General features: G+C 69.6%; 15 protein-coding genes and 2 pseudogenes. 6 read left to right on the forward strand and 11 right to left on the reverse strand.

Annotated elements, in window-relative coordinates:
* Window positions 1–446, forward strand: a 446-nt coding sequence (locus D7V80_RS34950) for a YchJ family protein (RefSeq protein WP_233585941.1), incomplete at its 5' end; no start/stop codon positions are given.
* Window positions 447–641: 195 nt separating this feature from the next.
* Here D7V80_RS34950 and D7V80_RS34955 read toward each other — a convergent pair.
* The 6 genes and pseudogenes from D7V80_RS34955 to metK all read right to left on the reverse strand — a co-directional run bounded on the left by D7V80_RS34955 (window position 642) and on the right by metK (window position 4439).
* The gene (locus tag D7V80_RS34955) at window positions 642–1049 is read right to left on the reverse strand and encodes a type II secretion system protein GspG (protein ID WP_014399895.1); all 408 of its coding nucleotides are present in this window, start codon (window positions 1047–1049) and stop codon (window positions 642–644) included.
* Between the two features lie 107 nt (window positions 1050–1156).
* Complete coding sequence (locus D7V80_RS34960; RefSeq protein WP_120592219.1) at window positions 1157–1558, reverse strand: type II secretion system protein GspG; 402 nt, start codon at window positions 1556–1558, stop codon at window positions 1157–1159.
* A 156-nt stretch (window positions 1559–1714) separates the two neighbouring features.
* Window positions 1715–2032, reverse strand: a complete 318-nt coding sequence (locus D7V80_RS34965) for a glycosyltransferase (RefSeq protein WP_199738935.1) — start codon at window positions 2030–2032, stop codon at window positions 1715–1717.
* A gap of 38 nt (window positions 2033–2070) precedes the next feature.
* Window positions 2071–2307, reverse strand: a pseudogene (locus D7V80_RS44040) (hypothetical protein); the annotation flags it as partial.
* Window positions 2204–3121 carry a methionyl-tRNA formyltransferase gene (locus tag D7V80_RS34970; RefSeq protein ID WP_120592221.1) on the reverse strand — a complete coding sequence of 306 codons (918 nt, stop codon included), beginning with the start codon at window positions 3119–3121 and terminating at the stop codon, window positions 2204–2206. The pseudogene D7V80_RS44040 and the gene D7V80_RS34970, both read right to left, overlap by 104 nt.
* Window positions 3122–3248: 127 nt before the next feature.
* On the reverse strand, window positions 3249–4439 hold the full coding sequence (gene metK, locus D7V80_RS34975; protein ID WP_120592222.1) for a methionine adenosyltransferase: 1191 nt from the start codon (window positions 4437–4439) through the stop codon (window positions 3249–3251).
* Window positions 4440–4673: 234 nt separating this feature from the next.
* Between metK and D7V80_RS34980 the strand changes: the two genes are divergently transcribed.
* From D7V80_RS34980 to D7V80_RS35000, 5 genes are all read left to right on the forward strand, one after another.
* Window positions 4674–5270 carry an ABC transporter substrate-binding protein gene (locus tag D7V80_RS34980; RefSeq protein WP_120592223.1) on the forward strand — a complete coding sequence of 199 codons (597 nt, stop codon included), beginning with the start codon at window positions 4674–4676 and terminating at the stop codon, window positions 5268–5270.
* A gap of 118 nt (window positions 5271–5388) precedes the next feature.
* Window positions 5389–7557, forward strand: a complete 2169-nt coding sequence (locus D7V80_RS34985) for a site-specific recombinase (RefSeq protein WP_120592224.1) — start codon at window positions 5389–5391, stop codon at window positions 7555–7557.
* A gap of 114 nt (window positions 7558–7671) precedes the next feature.
* Window positions 7672–10323, forward strand: a complete 2652-nt coding sequence (locus D7V80_RS34990) for an RND family transporter (protein ID WP_120592225.1) — start codon at window positions 7672–7674, stop codon at window positions 10321–10323.
* A 98-nt stretch (window positions 10324–10421) separates the two neighbouring features.
* Window positions 10422–11024 (forward strand): MXAN_6521/LA_1396 family lipoprotein, encoded by a 603-nt coding sequence (locus D7V80_RS34995; protein WP_120592226.1) that lies wholly within the window; start codon window positions 10422–10424, stop codon window positions 11022–11024.
* Window positions 11025–11034: 10 nt separating this feature from the next.
* Window positions 11035–11574 (forward strand): MgtC/SapB family protein, encoded by a 540-nt coding sequence (locus tag D7V80_RS35000; RefSeq protein WP_233585942.1) that lies wholly within the window; start codon window positions 11035–11037, stop codon window positions 11572–11574.
* A 27-nt stretch (window positions 11575–11601) separates the two neighbouring features.
* Here D7V80_RS35000 and D7V80_RS35005 read toward each other — a convergent pair whose 3' ends face one another.
* From D7V80_RS35005 to D7V80_RS35025, 5 genes and pseudogenes are all read right to left on the reverse strand, one after another.
* Window positions 11602–11934, reverse strand: a complete 333-nt coding sequence (locus D7V80_RS35005) for a hypothetical protein (RefSeq protein ID WP_120592227.1) — start codon at window positions 11932–11934, stop codon at window positions 11602–11604.
* Window positions 11935–12028: 94 nt separating this feature from the next.
* Window positions 12029–13837, reverse strand: a complete 1809-nt coding sequence (gene ptsP, locus D7V80_RS35010) for a phosphoenolpyruvate--protein phosphotransferase (protein ID WP_120592228.1) — start codon at window positions 13835–13837, stop codon at window positions 12029–12031.
* Between the two features lie 43 nt (window positions 13838–13880).
* Window positions 13881–14159, reverse strand: a complete 279-nt coding sequence (locus D7V80_RS35015) for an HPr family phosphocarrier protein (protein ID WP_120592229.1) — start codon at window positions 14157–14159, stop codon at window positions 13881–13883.
* 33 nt (window positions 14160–14192) lie between these two features.
* Window positions 14193–14987, reverse strand: a complete 795-nt coding sequence (locus D7V80_RS35020) for a PTS system mannose/fructose/sorbose family transporter subunit IID (RefSeq protein ID WP_120592232.1) — start codon at window positions 14985–14987, stop codon at window positions 14193–14195.
* 23 nt (window positions 14988–15010) lie between these two features.
* Window positions 15011–15367: pseudogene (locus tag D7V80_RS35025) on the reverse strand (PTS mannose transporter subunit IID); the annotation flags it as partial.

Consider the following 15367-nt stretch of genomic DNA (forward strand, 5'->3'; position numbering starts at 1 on the left):
CCTCCGGCCAGCGCTACAAGCAGTGCTGCGCCCCCTTCCACAAAGGCGAGGCGGAGGCGCCTGACGCGGAGCGCCTCATGCGCAGCCGCTACAGCGCCTTCGCCCAGCGCGAAGCGGCCTACCTGTGGAAGACGCTCCACCCCGCCCACCCGATGAGGGCCCGTCCGGAAGCGGACGTCGTGCGCGAGCTGCGCGCCTTCGCCCAGGCCCACCAGTACCCGGGGCTGGTGGTCCTGGGTCACCAGCCTCCGGACACGACGGGGCTCGCCCGCGTCCTCTTCTTCGCCAGGGTGTTCGAGAAGGGAAGGGACCAGTCCTTCGTGGAGCGCTCGGACTTCCGCCACGACGGCACCGGCTGGCGCTACCTGGACGGCGTCCTCAAGCTGCCGCGCGAGATGAAGGTCCCCCCGGAGTCCCTCACGCTGGAGACCTTCCCCGCGGACTGAAGGCGCGGCCGCGAAAATCCCCCCGTCAGGATTTTCGCGGCATTTGCGTCCCTGGAGGTGCTGCCCGGCCGGAGAGGCCCTACACGCTCTGGTACGGCTCCACCACAATGGGGCTCGCGGTTCGAATCCGCACCTGGCCTGAAACGCCACGACACCCTGGCTTCTCCACTCGGGCAGCACCCTTTTCTCCTCACGTCACCCTCGGGACCGCGCGTCCCTGTCGAGCGACGAGAGGTCCCGGTCATCGCCGTCGCCGCCCGGTGCGCCATCCGCGCCCAGTGACACGATGGCCGGCACGCCCCTGTCCAGCGTGTACACGTAGTCATTGCCCCACGGGTCGCGCGGCAGCTCCGGGAGGATGTTCTCCTCCACCAGCACGCGCAGCCCGGAGGTGGTGTCCGGCAGCCGGCCCTTCTTCATCGCGTACAGCTGGAGGCCCTGCCCCAGCGAACCGAAGTCCAGCCCCACGCGCTGCTGCTTCGCCTGGCCGAACTGCCCCATCACCGACACGCCCACCGCGGCGGCGATGAGGCCCAGGATGGTGATGACGACCATGATTTCAATCAGCGTCATGCCGCGCCGACGTCGCTGCTTCTTGTCCATGTCTGTCTTTCCGACACGCCGACCGGCACGTACCGGGGTCAGCGTGTCCCTACCGGAAGGCCCCTCTGCCTTCCGGGATGACTGCCATTGCAACCCGTGGGCCCGCCTCACTCCGCCAGCAGGACGCCAGAGGACAGGTCCGCGTCCGGGCCTTCACCGTCCGGGATGCCATCACGTCCGTAGGACAAGATGACCGGCGCGCCCGCCTCCACGCGGTACACATAGTCATGGCCCCAGGGATCCACGGGGAGCCGCTCCAGGAGGTGTTCCTCCTCGAGCACGGAGAGCCCCGCCGAGGGCGGCAGCGCGTGTCCCGTGCGCTCCGCGTACCGCGTCAACGCCATCAGGATGTGCCGCATGTCCTGGGCCGTCATCCGGCGCCGCTCTCCTCGCTCCAGGTTCAGCACGTACAGCACCATCGCGGCGTAGCCGAGGAGGACCAGCACCACGAAGGTCACCCACACGCCATGGGCCCTGAGCCAGGGACGGAGGGCATTTCGGAGGGTCATGTCTGTCTTTCTGGCGCGAACGTCATGTGCGACGCGCCACCGTGTCGTGTCACCGCGCGCACCGGGCGTGGCGAAGAGGCACGCGGCCTCAAGGCGCAACCTCCGTGCAATCGCCGCACCCACCCCACCCCCCTTGCGCCCTGGACTCGCGCTGACTCACGTCGTCAGGTGCGGCAGGGGACGCAGGTGGTAGCGGGCCTCGAACGCGTTGAAGAGGTCCAGGTACTGCTCCAGGTAGCGCGTGAGCAGGAAGCGGCGGCGCACCGTCTCATGCGCGTGGTGCCCCAGCTGGTGACGCAGCTTCGGGTTCCGGAGCACCTGCACGATGCGCGCGGCGCACGGGTCCACCGAGTCCACCAGGAAGCCGTTGTGCCCGTCCTCGAGCTGATGACGGATGCCGCCCACGTTCCCTCCGATGATGGGCGTGCCCTTCCACATCGCCTCCGCCACCGTGAGCCCGAAAGGTACGCCCACAGCGACGGCTCCGGATTCGACAGGTCCACGTGGCAGCGCCAGATCCACGGCCCGCGCTTGCGGCTGTGCCGCACGATGGGCAACGGCTGCGGGTCGTCATACCCTTGTGTGTGTCCGCCCGTCGGCGGGTGCCACCCGCGCGCCCCCATCCGCCCGCCCGGCTGGCCCCGCTCAGGCCACCTCCGGCGCGTGCGACACCACCCAGAGCGGCGTGTCCCCACACTGCACCAACAGCTCGTCCCCCTGCCGGGCCAGCAGCGTGCCCGGCTGCGCATGAGGGTCCTCGCCCCGCCACGCTCGCGTGCGCTGGACCCGGACCCAATGGCCCTGGAGCAGGGCCCGCGCATCGCCCCTGCCCTCACGCCACCCGGCGAAGCGGCACGCGCGCACCTTCAAGTGCACGGAGCGCGCGCTGTCGCACCAGTCGATGTCCCGGTACGCCGGCTCGAAGAAGGGCGCCAGGGTCGCGTCCGCGTCCACCTGCCGCTCGCCCACGTCCCCCCGCGCCACGCGCTCCACCACCCCGGGCAGCAGCCGGCGCGACGCGAGCATCAGCATCTCGAAGATCACCTCTTCCGTGTCCTCGTCCTTCACCGGGAACATCCCCTGCGCGAGCACGGGCCCGGTGTCGAAGCTCGCGTCCATGCGGTGGAAGGTGAGCCCCAATTCGCGAGCGTCCTCGCGCAGCGCCCACCCCAGCGGACAGGGCCCCCGGTACCGCGGCAGGAGGGACGGGTGCACGTTCACCGCCCCCAGCCGAGGCAGCGCCAGCGCCTCCGGCGGCAGCCGCCACGGGAAGAAGAAGCACAGGAGGAGGTCCGGCTTCAGGCCCGCCAACCGGGGCGTCAGGTGCGCCCGCTCGCTCACCAGCAGCACGTCCACTGACGGTGGCGCGGCCTCGAAGAGCCGCCCCAGCTCCGCCCACCCCTCCATGTCCAGCGGGCGCAGGCCCCGGATGCCCGCCGGCACCACCAGCGCCACCACGTCATGCCCCTGGGCCCTCAGCGCCAGGGTGAAGTCGTGCGCCACCGCGGGGGCCACGGTGAGCAGCACGATGCGCCAGCCAGCCGTGGCACCCGAAGTCGGCATGGCCGTGTCCTAACAATTCACCTACCGTGTGCGCCCGGCCAACGCACACGCCATGCCCGGAAATGAAAACGCGCTCGCCCCCGGGAGGGGACGAGCGCGGGGACTCAACCGGAGTGCTTCCGGTGCGTCAGACCGCCTTCAGGCGGGGCGTGCGCGTCTTGGGCGCGGGGGCGGCGACGGCCTCACGCAGCGCGTCCTTCTTGTCCGTGCGCTCCCAGGTGAACTCCTTCTCGGAGCGGCCGAAGTGACCGTACGCGGCGGTCTTCTGGTAGATGGGCCGCAGCAGGTCCAGGTGCTCGGTGATTTCGCGCGGGCGCAGGCCGAACGTCTGGCGCACCGCACGGGCGATCTGCTCCTCCGGCACGGTGGACGTCCCGAAGGTCTCGACCATCACGCTGACAGGCTCCGCCACGCCGATGGCGTAGGACACCTGCACCTCGCAACGACGGGCCAGGCCCGCCGCCACGACGTTCTTCGCGATGTAGCGGCCCATGTACGCGGCCGAGCGGTCCACCTTGGACGGGTCCTTGCCGCTGAACGCGCCGCCACCGTGACGGCCCATGCCGCCGTAGGTGTCGACGATGATCTTGCGGCCCGTGAGGCCCGAGTCGCCCATGGGGCCGCCGATGACGAAGCGGCCCGTGGGGTTGATGAAGAACTTGGTCTTGTTGTCGATGAGCTTCTTCGGCAGGACCTTCAGGATGACGTCCTCGCGGATGGCCTCCTGGATCTTCTTGTTGGAGACGTCATCCGAGTGCTGCGTGGACAGCACCACCGCGTCGATGCGCAGCGGCTTGCCGTCCTTGTACTCCACCGTGACCTGGCTCTTGCCGTCCGGGCGGATCCACGGGTGGTTCTTGCGGCGCACCTCCGCCAGGCGGCGGGTGAGCTGGTGCGCGTAGTGGATGGGCGCGGGCATCAGCTCCGGCGTCTCGTCGCACGCGAAGCCGAACATCATGCCCTGGTCGCCGGCGCCCTGGTCCTTCTTGTTGTCCACGCCCCGGGCGATGTCCTGGCTCTGGCCTTCGATGGCCACCATGACGCCGCAGGTGTTGCCGTCGTAGCCCATGGCGCTGTCGGTGTAGCCGATGCGCGTGATGGTGGAGCGGACGATCTTCGGGATGTCCACGTAGGTGTTCGTCGTCACCTCGCCCGCGACGATGGCGAGGCCCGTCTTCACGAGCGTCTCCACGGCGACGCGCGCCTGCGGATCCTTGGCGATGATGGCATCGAGCACACCGTCGGAGATCTGGTCGGCGATCTTGTCCGGGTGGCCCTCGGTGACGGATTCAGACGTGAACAGGAAGTCGGTAGGCATGTCTTCTCGGCTTCGCGCTTATTCGGTGACGCAGCGCAGGGGGTCGGACACTAAACGTGCGGTCCCAGCAGAGTCAAACCTGTCGCTACGGGGGTTTATTCGGCGCGAAGCGCCCTGCGGCCAGGCGGACCCGACGCCGCGGGTGTGCCTGCCCGCCGGATGAATTTCATGGTTCGCGCGGCGTTCTCCTGGGCTACAGGACCCGCGCCCTTCTTCTGGAGGTCACCGACCCATATGAACGCCATCGCCCGCCTTCGCACCCTTCCCTTCCTGGTTGCCCTCACCTTCGCCGTGCCCGCGCTCGCCGCGCCCAAGGCGTCCGAAGCCATCACCAAGCCGGTGAAGACCGTGGTGCAGTCCGTGCGCTACGAGAAGGACCTCAAGGCCCTGGAGAACCTTGGCAGCGACCAGCAGGGCCTCTTCCTGCTGGGCGAAGAGTGGACCAAGGCCACGGACGCCCAGCGCAAGGAGTTCACCCAGCTCTTCCAGAGCCTGTTCGCGAAGATCGCCTTCCCCAAGGTGCGCGAGAACTTCAAGAACCTGGACTCCATCACCTACGACGAGCCGCAGGTGACGGGCGACAAGGCGCTCGTAGGCTCCACCATCTTCATCAACCACCCGCTGAAGAAGCAGGAGATGAAGCTCAAGTACGCCGTGGAGAAGGTGGGCAGCGGCTGGAAGGTCGTGGACGTGTCCGTGCTGGGCGACTCCATGCTCACCGGCATCCGCGATGATCAGGTCCGCCCCCTCTTCAAGGAGGGCGGCTGGGACGGGCTGCTCGGCGCCATGCGTGCGAAGAACAACGAACTGGGTTCGGTGAAGTTGAAGTAATCCAGTCAGTCGCCACCTGGGCGGCCAGGCAACGAGGCCCCCGCCATCCTCCCGGGTTCCGGGGGAGGCGCGGGCCGGGTAGGCTTGGGCGTTCCCCTTCCCCCGGAGCGCCTGGCGAATGACCGTTTCGACCCCCGCCCCGCGGCTATTGCTCCGGGGTGCGCCGTCCGACCGCGAGATGGACGCGTTCTGCGTCCAGTACGCGCCCCGGGCCCCCGGCCACCCCGCGGTCCGGGACCTGCTCCGGCTCTTGTCGGAGGTCCCCGAGGACGGTCTGGAGCCGCGCCTGGAATGGGTGGAGCGGTGGATCCACTGGATGCGCGAGCGCATCCCCGCCCACGGCCTCACGGACGCGGACGACTCCGCGCTGTCCTCCGCGAACTCCCGGCTGTCCCTGCTGGTGCGCGTGCTGGAGGGCGAGAGCGCCCTGCGCGCGTCCGTCACCCGGCTGGTGGCGGGGGTGTGCGCGGGCAGCCGGGGCCTGAAGCTCTTCGCCCAGGTGGGCCTGAGCGCGGGCAATGGCTTCTTCTCCGAGCTGACGGACCGCTTCGTGCGCGGCGTGCTGCCCGCGCCGCCGGAGCCGGGCAAGCTGTCGGAGCTGCTCCTGCGCCTGTTCCCGGTGCCGGAGGACGCGGAGTGGCTGGGCGCCCTGTCCCCCATGCTGCTGGCGCGGCTGACGGCGCTGGTGGGCGAGCCGCCCCCACCGGAGCCCACCCCGTCCGCGCGGGTGCGCGGGGACCTGATGGACGCGCTGCTGCTGCTGGGCGTGCAGGTGGCGGGGCTGGGGCTGGCGGAGGACGTGCGCGACCGCACCCCGGGGATGTCCTTCCGCGCGTCACCCTTCCTGCGGCTGCGGCTGGTGTGCGACGCGGTGCTGGCGCGCGACGGGGCCCAGGAGGCGCTGGCGGACCTGGTCCGCGGGGTGGAGGACTGCCGCGGCGTGGTGCGCACCGTCACCCGGCACCTGGAGGACTCCGGCGTCAGCGTGGACCTGGTGTACCGGCTGGAGCGCATCCAGCGCGGCCTGGACCGGATGGAGGCCATCGCGCGGGTGCTGGGCGCGCCCCGAGGCGAGCCCCGCTGGCGCGAGGCGCTGGCGCTCCTGTCGGACCTGCTGGAGTACGCGCACGCGGACCGCTCCGTGCGCGCGCTGGTGCGCCGCAACTCGCGGCTGATGGCGCGAAAAATCATCGAGCGCACCGGCAACACGGGTGAGCACTACATCACCTCCACGACGGCCGAGTTTCACCACATGGTGCACTCGGCGTCGGGCGGAGGCCTCGTCGCCGCGGTCGCCGTCGCGCTGAAGTTCCTCCTCGCCGGCCTACCGCTGGCCCCCTTCTTCGCGGGCCTCTTCGTCGCGCTCAACTACGCGGGCGGCTTCGTGCTGATGCAGCTCCTGGGCTTCACGCTGGCCACCAAGCAGCCGTCCATGACGGCCTCCACGCTGGCGGCCGCGGTGGGCGAGGACGCGGGCCCGGACGAAGGCACCGGGCGCATGGAGCGCCTGGCGGCGCTGGTGCCGCGCATCACCCGCTCACAGCTCGCGGCCATCCTGGGCAACCTGGGCTGCGTCCTGCCCGTCGCGGTGGCGCTGGCGCTGGGCTTCCAGTTCCTCCGGGGCCACGCGTACCTGACCGAGCAGCAGGCGCGGCACGTGGTGGAGACGCTGCACCCCTGGAAGAGCGCGACGCTCTTCTACGCCGCCCTGACCGGCGTGATGCTCTGGGTGTCCAGCGTGGCCGCTGGCTGGTTCGAGAACTTCATCGTCTACCGCCGCCTGCCGGAGGCGCTCGCCCACCACCGCGTGCTGCGCACGGTCTTCGGCGTGACGGGCGCGCGCAGGGTGGCGGACGCGCTGATGCACCACGCGGCGGGCGTGGGTGGCGGCGTCACCCTGGGCGTGCTGCTGGCGGTGATGCCGGGCGTGGGCGGCTTCTTCGGCGTCCCGCTGGACGTGCGGCACGTGACCTTCTCCTTCGGCGCGCTGGCCTTCGCCGGGTGCGCGCTGGGCCCCTCCGCCGTGCTGGAGCCGGGCTTCCTGGCGGCCGCCGCGGGGGTGCTCGTCGTGGGCGTCGTCAACTTCGGCGTGTCCTTCGCACTGGCCCTGGGCGTGGCCCTGCGCGCTCGCGACGTCCCGCTGCGCGACGGTGCGCGCTTCCTGGGCGCGGTGTTCCTGCGCTTCCTGCGAAACCCGCTCCCCTTCCTCCTCCCGCCCCGCGATGAGCCCGTCCCGGGTGGGACGCAGGCACAGGTCGTCCCCCTGGGCGGGCCTCCAGGACACTGAAGTCGCGGTTTATTCCCTCGACGCAAGAGGCCCTGTCTCGCGCGGAGGAGGGGCGGACAGGCATCCCTGGCTTTGCTTCCGGGCGGGAACGTTCGGCGATAGGGTCCCGCGCCCATGAGCGGCAATCCTTCCTCCCATCCCCCGCCCCGCCTCGCGCTGGCCTACGCAGAGATGCTGGTCCGGCGCCCCGGCACCGTGATGATCGTGCTGCTGTTGCTGCTCGGCATCTCGGTGTGGGGCACGTCGAAGCTGACCATCAATTCGAACCAGCTGGACCTCATCTCCCAGGACCTCCAGGAGGTGAAGGACGTCAAGCGCGTCATCGACATGGTGGGCGGCAGCGGCTTCTTCATGGTCGCGCTGCGCGGTGATGACGAGGCCACGATCAAGAAGGTCGCGGACGACCTGGCCGTGATGGTGGGCAACGACAAGGAGCACGCGCGCTCCGTCACCTACAAGATCCCCGTCGAGTTCGTTCAGAACAACATGGTGCTGTTCGTGAAGACGGAGGACCTGGCCGAGGGCAAGCGCCGCATCATGGCGTTCCTCAAGGATCAGATCCGCCGCGCGAACCCCTTCTACATTGAAATCAAGAAGACGGAGCCGGTGAAGCTGGACCTGCAGGACCTGGTCGACAAGTACTCGAGCGTTGGCAACAAGAGCATCGCGGACGACTACTACATCTCCCCGGACCGCAAGATGGTGATGCTCCTCATCAAGCCGATGTGGGACACCAACCAGATTGGCCAGACGAAGCAGTACGTGGACAAGCTGCGCGTGGACCTGGAGCAGTACTCCAAGAGCAACGCCGCGGGCGTGCAGCTGGTGGAGGACTACTACAAGATGGGCGACAAGAAGACGGTCGCCTACGGCTTCACGGGTTCCTACAAGACGGCGGTGGACGACTCGTACGCCATCGAGGAGTCGCTCCAGCCGGTCACCATCATCGCGCTCGTCGCCATCTTCGCCATCACCATCGCGTTCTTCCGCAAGTGGGCGCCCACGCTCATCGTGGTGAGCGGCACGGTGGCGGGCACGCTGTACACGCTGGGCTTCACCTACGCGACGCTGGGTGAGCTCAACATGATCACCTCCATCCTGGGCGGCATCCTGATGGGGTTCGGCATCGACTACGGCATCCACTTCATCTTCCGCACGCGCCTGGAGCTGGGCGCGGGCAAGCCCTACGACGTGGCCATCCGCGACGCGGTCATCAACGCGGGCCGCCCGGCGCTGGTGTCCGCGGTGGTGGTGGCGGGTTCCTTCTACGTGCTGATGGTGAGCGAGTTCAAAGGCTTCTCCCAGTTCGGCTTCCTGGCCGGCACGGGCACGCTGATGCTGGGCTTCACGCTGTTCTCCTGGTGTCCGGCGATGCTGGCGCTTGCCGGGCGCCGCAACCCGGAGCTGCCGCAGAAGCTCATTGGCGTGATGAAGCCGCCGCCCACGAACAACGCGTCCGGCAAGGAGCTGCGCATCCCGCGCCCCGGCCTGGTGCTGGCGGTGGGCTGCGTGATTGTGGCGGTGGTGTGCGGCGCGGCCATCCCGTGGAAGAGCGGCGAGCCCCCGGCGGACGCGGGCTTCTTCGCGCGGCTGCCGTACGGCGTCCGCTTCAACTACAACACCCGCGCGCTGATGCCGGCGAACCAGCCGTCCGTGGTGCTGCAGGATGAAATCAACGCGCGCTTCAAGATCGCCAGCGACCCGCTCGCCATCTACACCAAGGACCTGGCGGAGACGGAGGCCCTCTACAAGGAGCTGACGGCGGACCCCAAGAAGCGCCCCGCCATCTCCCAGGTGATGAGCCTCTTCACCTTCGTGCCGCCGGAGGGCATCTCCCAGGCGAACGCGAAGATCCTGGAGGAGTGGCAGGAGGAGCTGAAGGAGATCGACGTGAAGGCGCTGCCGCCGGAGACGCAGGAGAAGGCGGCCCTGTTCTTCAAGATGCTGGAGGCGCGCCCCTTCGACGTGCACAACGTGCCGGAAATCTACGCCTCGCAGTTCCGCCACCTGCCCACCACGAGCCCGGAGAACCACGGCTACCTCACGTTCATCTACCCGAGCGTGGACCTGTGGGACGGCAAGCAGATGCTCCAGTTCGCGGACCAGACCCGCTCCATCAAGGGCATGGTGACGCCGGGCAAGTTCACGGAAGGCGGCCCCACGGGCGCGCCGGTGGAGAAGGAGTTCCGCGCCGCGGGCGCCACGCAGCTGTACGCGTCGCTGGCGCGCATGGTGCTCAAGGACGCGAAGCTCACGGTCATCCTCACCGCGCTGTGGATTCTCGTGATGCACTTCGCGGACTTCCGCAACGTGAAGCTGGCGCTGGCGTCCGTGATTCCGCTGACGGTGGGCCTGGCGATGATGATGGGCTTCATGGCGCTGTTCGACCTGCGCCTGAACTTCATGAACATCATCATCCTGCCCATCCTGCTGGGCTTCGGCGTGAGCCACGGCCTGTACCTGCTGCACCGCTTCCTGGAGGGCACGTCCCCGCTGGTGGCGCTGCGCAGCGTGGGCGCGGCGGTGGTGTCCTCCACGCTGACGGCGGTGGCGGGCTTCGCGGCGCTGCTGGTGGCCGGCCACAACGGCCTGCGCTCCATGGGCATCGTCGCCTGCATCGGCCTCATCACCACGCTGCTGGTGTCCTTCACGGTGCTGGCGGCGGTGATGCAGCTCATGCACGACAAGCGGCAGAAGGACGCGGGACGTTCGTCGGAGGGCGGCTCCGCCTCGGGCGGTGACACGTCCTCCACACGCGCCGCCTGACAGCGCGGAGGAAGCGCTTAATATCCGCGCCGGACCTTTCGGCCCCGCCTTCCCCCAAGGGAAGCGCGGGGCCGTTCTTTCTTCGGGAGCTTCAAGCCATGGGGACGTTCAAGCGGGTGGGCGCGGTGCTGGGTCTGATGGTGCTCACGGGTTGCGCGACGGTGAAGAGCCAGCGGCTGCGTCCCGACTACGCGACGGTGGACCGGCTGCAGGTGAAGCGGCTGGCGGTGGTGACGCAGCCCTTCCCTCAGGGCCAGCAGTACATCGGCGACCTGTGGAGCCTCATCGCCCGGCAGTGGCTCAACCAGAACCGGGACTACCTGGTGAAGGCCAACACGTCCCTCCCGGAGCGCCCCACGGACCCCACCTTCAAGGAGCAGTGCGTGGAGGGCATCGAGGGCGTGCTCTGGCTGGACCCGGCGGTGAAGCGCGTGGGTGACGGCGCGGAGGTGGCGGTGCGGGCGCAGCTCATCCGCTGCCGCGACGGCGAGGAGGTCTGGGCCGCGGAGGCCGGCGGCAGCTGGGACTCCGAGGACAAGAAGTACGTGGAGCGCAAGGAGCAGTACGTGACGGAGCTGGGCCAGGACGTGGAGCCCTACGTGGTGCCGTCCTACAAGCTGCTGGTGGCCACGCTGGACACGCTGCCCAATCCCCAACTGAACGACGCGGACACGGAGGAGAAGATCGAGCTGGGCGAGTAGCGTCGTCCGGGTGGAACCTCACGTCGTCATCGGGCGGTTGGTGCTGGCCACGCTGCTGGGAGGCGCGCTGGGCGTGGAGCGCGAGGCGCGCAACCAGGCCGCGGGGCTGCGCACGCACACGCTGGTGTCGCTGGGGGCGTGCTGCTTCACGCTCTCCAGCGTGTACACGGAGGAGCTGCTCCGGATGGGGGCGAACCCCAGCGGCACGCAGACGGACATCAGCCGCATCGCCAGCCAGGTCGTCGTGGGCATCGGCTTCCTGGGCGCGGGCGTCATCCTGCGCCACGGGGAAGCCGTGAGAGGGCTCACCACGGCGGCGAACCTCTGGTTGACGGCCTCGGTGGGCCTGGCCTGCGGGCTGGGCCTCTACGTGGCGGCCGCTGTCACCGTGGCCCTGGCCCTCCTGTCGCTGGTGGTGCTGCGCCCCATCTCCCGGATGCTGTCGCCCGAGGAAGGACGGCACGGCGGGCGACACAGCAAGCCGCCAGAAGGCAAGAACAGCGAGGACGGGCCCCCCACCGGTGAAGATGAGGAGTCCCGTCCGAGGTAGAGGGCGGTGCGTGCGCGCGGACGCCCGCTACTCCATGGGCACCAGCGCGCCCGTCAGGTCGTGCGTGTAGGCCACCGGCCGGTGCGGCGCGGTCCCCAGGTCGTGGCGCGAGTCATCGTCCAGGTCCAGCGCGCCCTCGGCCAGCATGGCGCCCGGGAGGCTGGCCAGGTCCCGGCGCAGGTAGACGTCATCCCCGTCCAGGTCCGCGACGTCGGAGAAGCGCACGGGGTATTCCCGCTCGAAGATGCGCCCCTTGCCGATGGTGAAGCCGCGCGGGTCCACCGCGACGATGCCGCCGAGCGCTTCGCCGTCCCGGTCCCGCACCGTCATGCCCCGCTGAATGTCCGTTGGCTTGAACACGCTGCTGCCTCCTGCATTCGTGTCCGGCGAACGTGCGCACTCCACCTGGAATCGGCGACCCCCTCCCCTCGCATTCATGCGAAGGGAGCAGGGCCTACACGGGCTCGGGTTCAGGCTCATGCACCGGCAACAGCAGCGAGCCTTCCTGGCCTCCGAAACGCCGGTCCATCTCCGTGCGCACGAAGCGCTCGATCTCCTCGGCGGTCGTCAGCTCCATGGCGCCCTGGAGCATCTCCATCGCCTCGCTCCGGCTCACCCGGCGCATCATCCGCTTCACCACCGGAATCTGCCCGGACGTCATGGACAGCTCGTCGAAGCCCAGCGCCAGGAGCACCAGGGTGAAGAGCGGGTCGCCCGCCATCTCGCCGCACATGGACACGGGGATGTTGGCGGCCTTCGCCGCGTCCACGATGCCCTGGAGCATGCGCAGCACCGACAGGTGCAGCGGCCGGTAGAGGTACGCGACCTCGCGGTTCTGGCGGTCGATGGCCAGCGAGTACTGGATGAGGTCGTTCGTCCCGATGGAGAAGAAGTCCGCCTCCTGCGCCAGCCGATCCGCGATGGTCGCCGCGCTGGGCGTCTCCACCATGATGCCCACCGGGAAGCGCTTGCCCACCGGCACTCCCGCGCGGCCCAGCGCCGTGCGGCACGCCTCCAGCTCGCTGCGCGCCTCGCGCAGCTCACTCACGCCGCAGATGAGCGGGAACATCAGCCGCAGGTTGCCGTGCACGCTCGCGCGCAGCAGGGCCCTCAGCTGGACGCGGAACAGCTCCCGGTTGGACAGGCAGTAGCGGATGGCCCTCAACCCCATGGCCGGGTTGGGTTCCTTCTCGTGCTTCGTCTTGCCCGGCACCTTGTCGCCGCCCAGGTCCAGCGTGCGGATGGTGACGGGACGCCCGCCCATGGCCTCCAGCACCTGCTTGTAGGCGCGGTAGTGCTCCTCTTCCGTGGGCGCCGTCTTGCGGTCCAGGAACATGAACTCCGTGCGGTACAGGCCAATGCCCTCCGCGCCGTGAGCCAGGAGCGAGGGGATCTCCTCCAGGAACTCCATGTTGCCATTGAGCCGGATGCGGAAGCCGTCCGTGCTCACCGCAGGCTGGTCCTTGGTGGCCAGCGCCAGCTGCTCGCTCTCCAGGTAGCGGCGCTGCTCCTCGCGGAACAGCGCCAGCTGGTCCTCCGTGGGGTTCACCAGCACCACGCCGCGCGTGCCATCCATGGCCACGAGGTCGCCCGGCGAAATCTGCTCGCTCGCGCGCCCCGCGCCCACCACCGCGGGCGTCTCCCGCGCGCGGGCGACGATGGCGGTGTGGCTGGTCTGTCCGCCCAGGTCGGTGACGAAGCCCGCCACGCGTCCGCTGCGAGCCATCATCGCAGCGTCCGCGGGCGGCAGATCATGCGCGACGACAATGGCCTCCGCGGGCACCTCCACGTCCTCGTCCACCACCTGGCCCATCAGGTTGCGGATGATGCGGTCGGCCACGTAGTCCACGTCCGAGCGGCGCTCGCGAAAGTACTCGTCCGGGATGTTGTCGAAGAGGTGCTTGATCTTGCGGGCCGTGCGCCGCACCGCCCACTCCGCGTTGATGCGGTCCTCCACGATGAGGCGGTTGACCTCGTCCACGAGCATGGGGTCGTGGAGCATCAGCCGGTGCGCTTCCAGGATGAGGGCGTGGTCGCTGCCCTCCGTGCGCGTAATCTGGTCCTTGAGCTCCGCGAGCTGGCGGTCGGACAGGTCGATGGCGGTCTTCATCCGCATCCGCTCGGGTTCCACCTCCGCGTCCGCCAGGCGCAGCTTGGGCGTGCGGATGCGCTTCCTGTCCAGGATGAAGGCATGGCCCACCGCCACGCCCGGAGAGGCGCCGATGCCCGTCAACCTGAGTGTAGGGGTGGCCTGGCTGCTCACGGTTCTCCTGACCTCATGGGGAGTCTAACTCCCCTTTCGACGCTTACTGCGCTTCGCCAAACCGGTCCTCGATGAGCTTTTTCAATTCGGACAAGCAGGCCTCGGCGTCCTCGCCCTTGCAGGTGAGGGTCACCTTCGTGCCCTGGGCCGCCGCGAGCATCAGCACGCCCATGATGGACTTGGCGTTGGCGCGCTGCCCGGAGGCCTTGATGAAGACCTCGCTCTTGAAGCGGTTGGCCACCTTGACCATCTGCGCCGCGGCCCGGGCATGCAGCCCCAGCGCGTTGATGATCTCGAAGGTTCCCTCGGCTTCACTCGCCATCGTGCGACTCCCGCTTCACTCGACTGTTCGTACTCACAGAAAGGCGCCCGCCGCGCAGGCCAATCCCGCCGCGACGTAGAGGACCATGTAGGTGGGGACGCGCCGGTTGACGAGCACGTACGCCAAAACGCCCACCGCCAGGCACCCCACCGCCAGGAACGGCGCCCAGGTCCCGCCCGCCGTCGCCCCGAAGCTCACCGCCAGCCACGCGGCCAGGCCGCCGGCGCTCGCCGCCGCCACGCCCCTCAACCGGGCGCCCTTGGCGGGCAGGTTCACCCGCGCCACGGCCTCCACCAACCGGTCTCCCAGATTCAGGCCCAGCCAGTACAGCCGGATGCGCAGCAGCAGGTGAACCAGGTTGTACAGCACCAGGAAGAGCGCCACCGCCCAGACGCCCAGGAGCGGCACCATGGCCGCGCACAGGCCGCCCACCGCGGGCTTGAGCGACAGCCAGAAGAACCCGTCCCCCAGCGCCGCGAGCGGCCCCATCAGCGCCGCCTTGAAGCCCACCACGCGGTCCGGCGTCTCCTCCCCCCGGGCAATCTTCTGCTCGTGGTTCACCACGCCGCCCACGATGGCCGCCGCCACGTACGGGTGCGTGTTGAAGAAGACCAGGTGCCGGCGCACCGCCGCCTCGCGCAGCGGGCCCGGCGGGTACAGCTTCGCCAGCGCCGGGTACACGGCGTACGCGAGCCCCAGGTTCTGCATGCCCTTGGGGTTCCACGACGCCTGGAGGAAGAGCGAGCGCAGGAACACGCGCAACAGCGTGCCCCGCGACAGCCGCGCGGGCGGCGTGAAGGCCGGCGCGGCGGCGGGCTCGGAAGGCACGGGCGTGGACGTGGGCGTCGTGCTCACGGCCGCTGCTCCTGCAGCTGCACCAGCACCACCGCCGTGGTGACGGCCGCCGCGGCCAGGCCCGCGTACAGGGGCGCGCGCTTCGCGTGGCTGGACTGCGCGGCGATGGCCGCCGCCACGGACGCCATGGCCGGGTACGCCCACGCCAGGCCCCGCACCATCCCGTGCGGCAGCGCCACCATCAGCGGCTCCAGGAAGTAGCCGGCCAGCGCGCACGCGCCGGTGATGGCGCCGTAGGACAGGAAGTGCGGCCACATGCCCCACAGGTTCTGCCGCATGGCGCGGTTGAGGTTGCCCGCCTCCGCGGACGCCAGCGCCACGCGCGCGAGCCGGGCGGAGTAGCCCTCCAGGAG

Origin of the sequence: Corallococcus sp. CA054B, from assembly GCF_003611625.1 — a bacterium.
Taxonomy (GTDB): Bacteria; Myxococcota; Myxococcia; order Myxococcales; family Myxococcaceae; genus Corallococcus; species Corallococcus coralloides.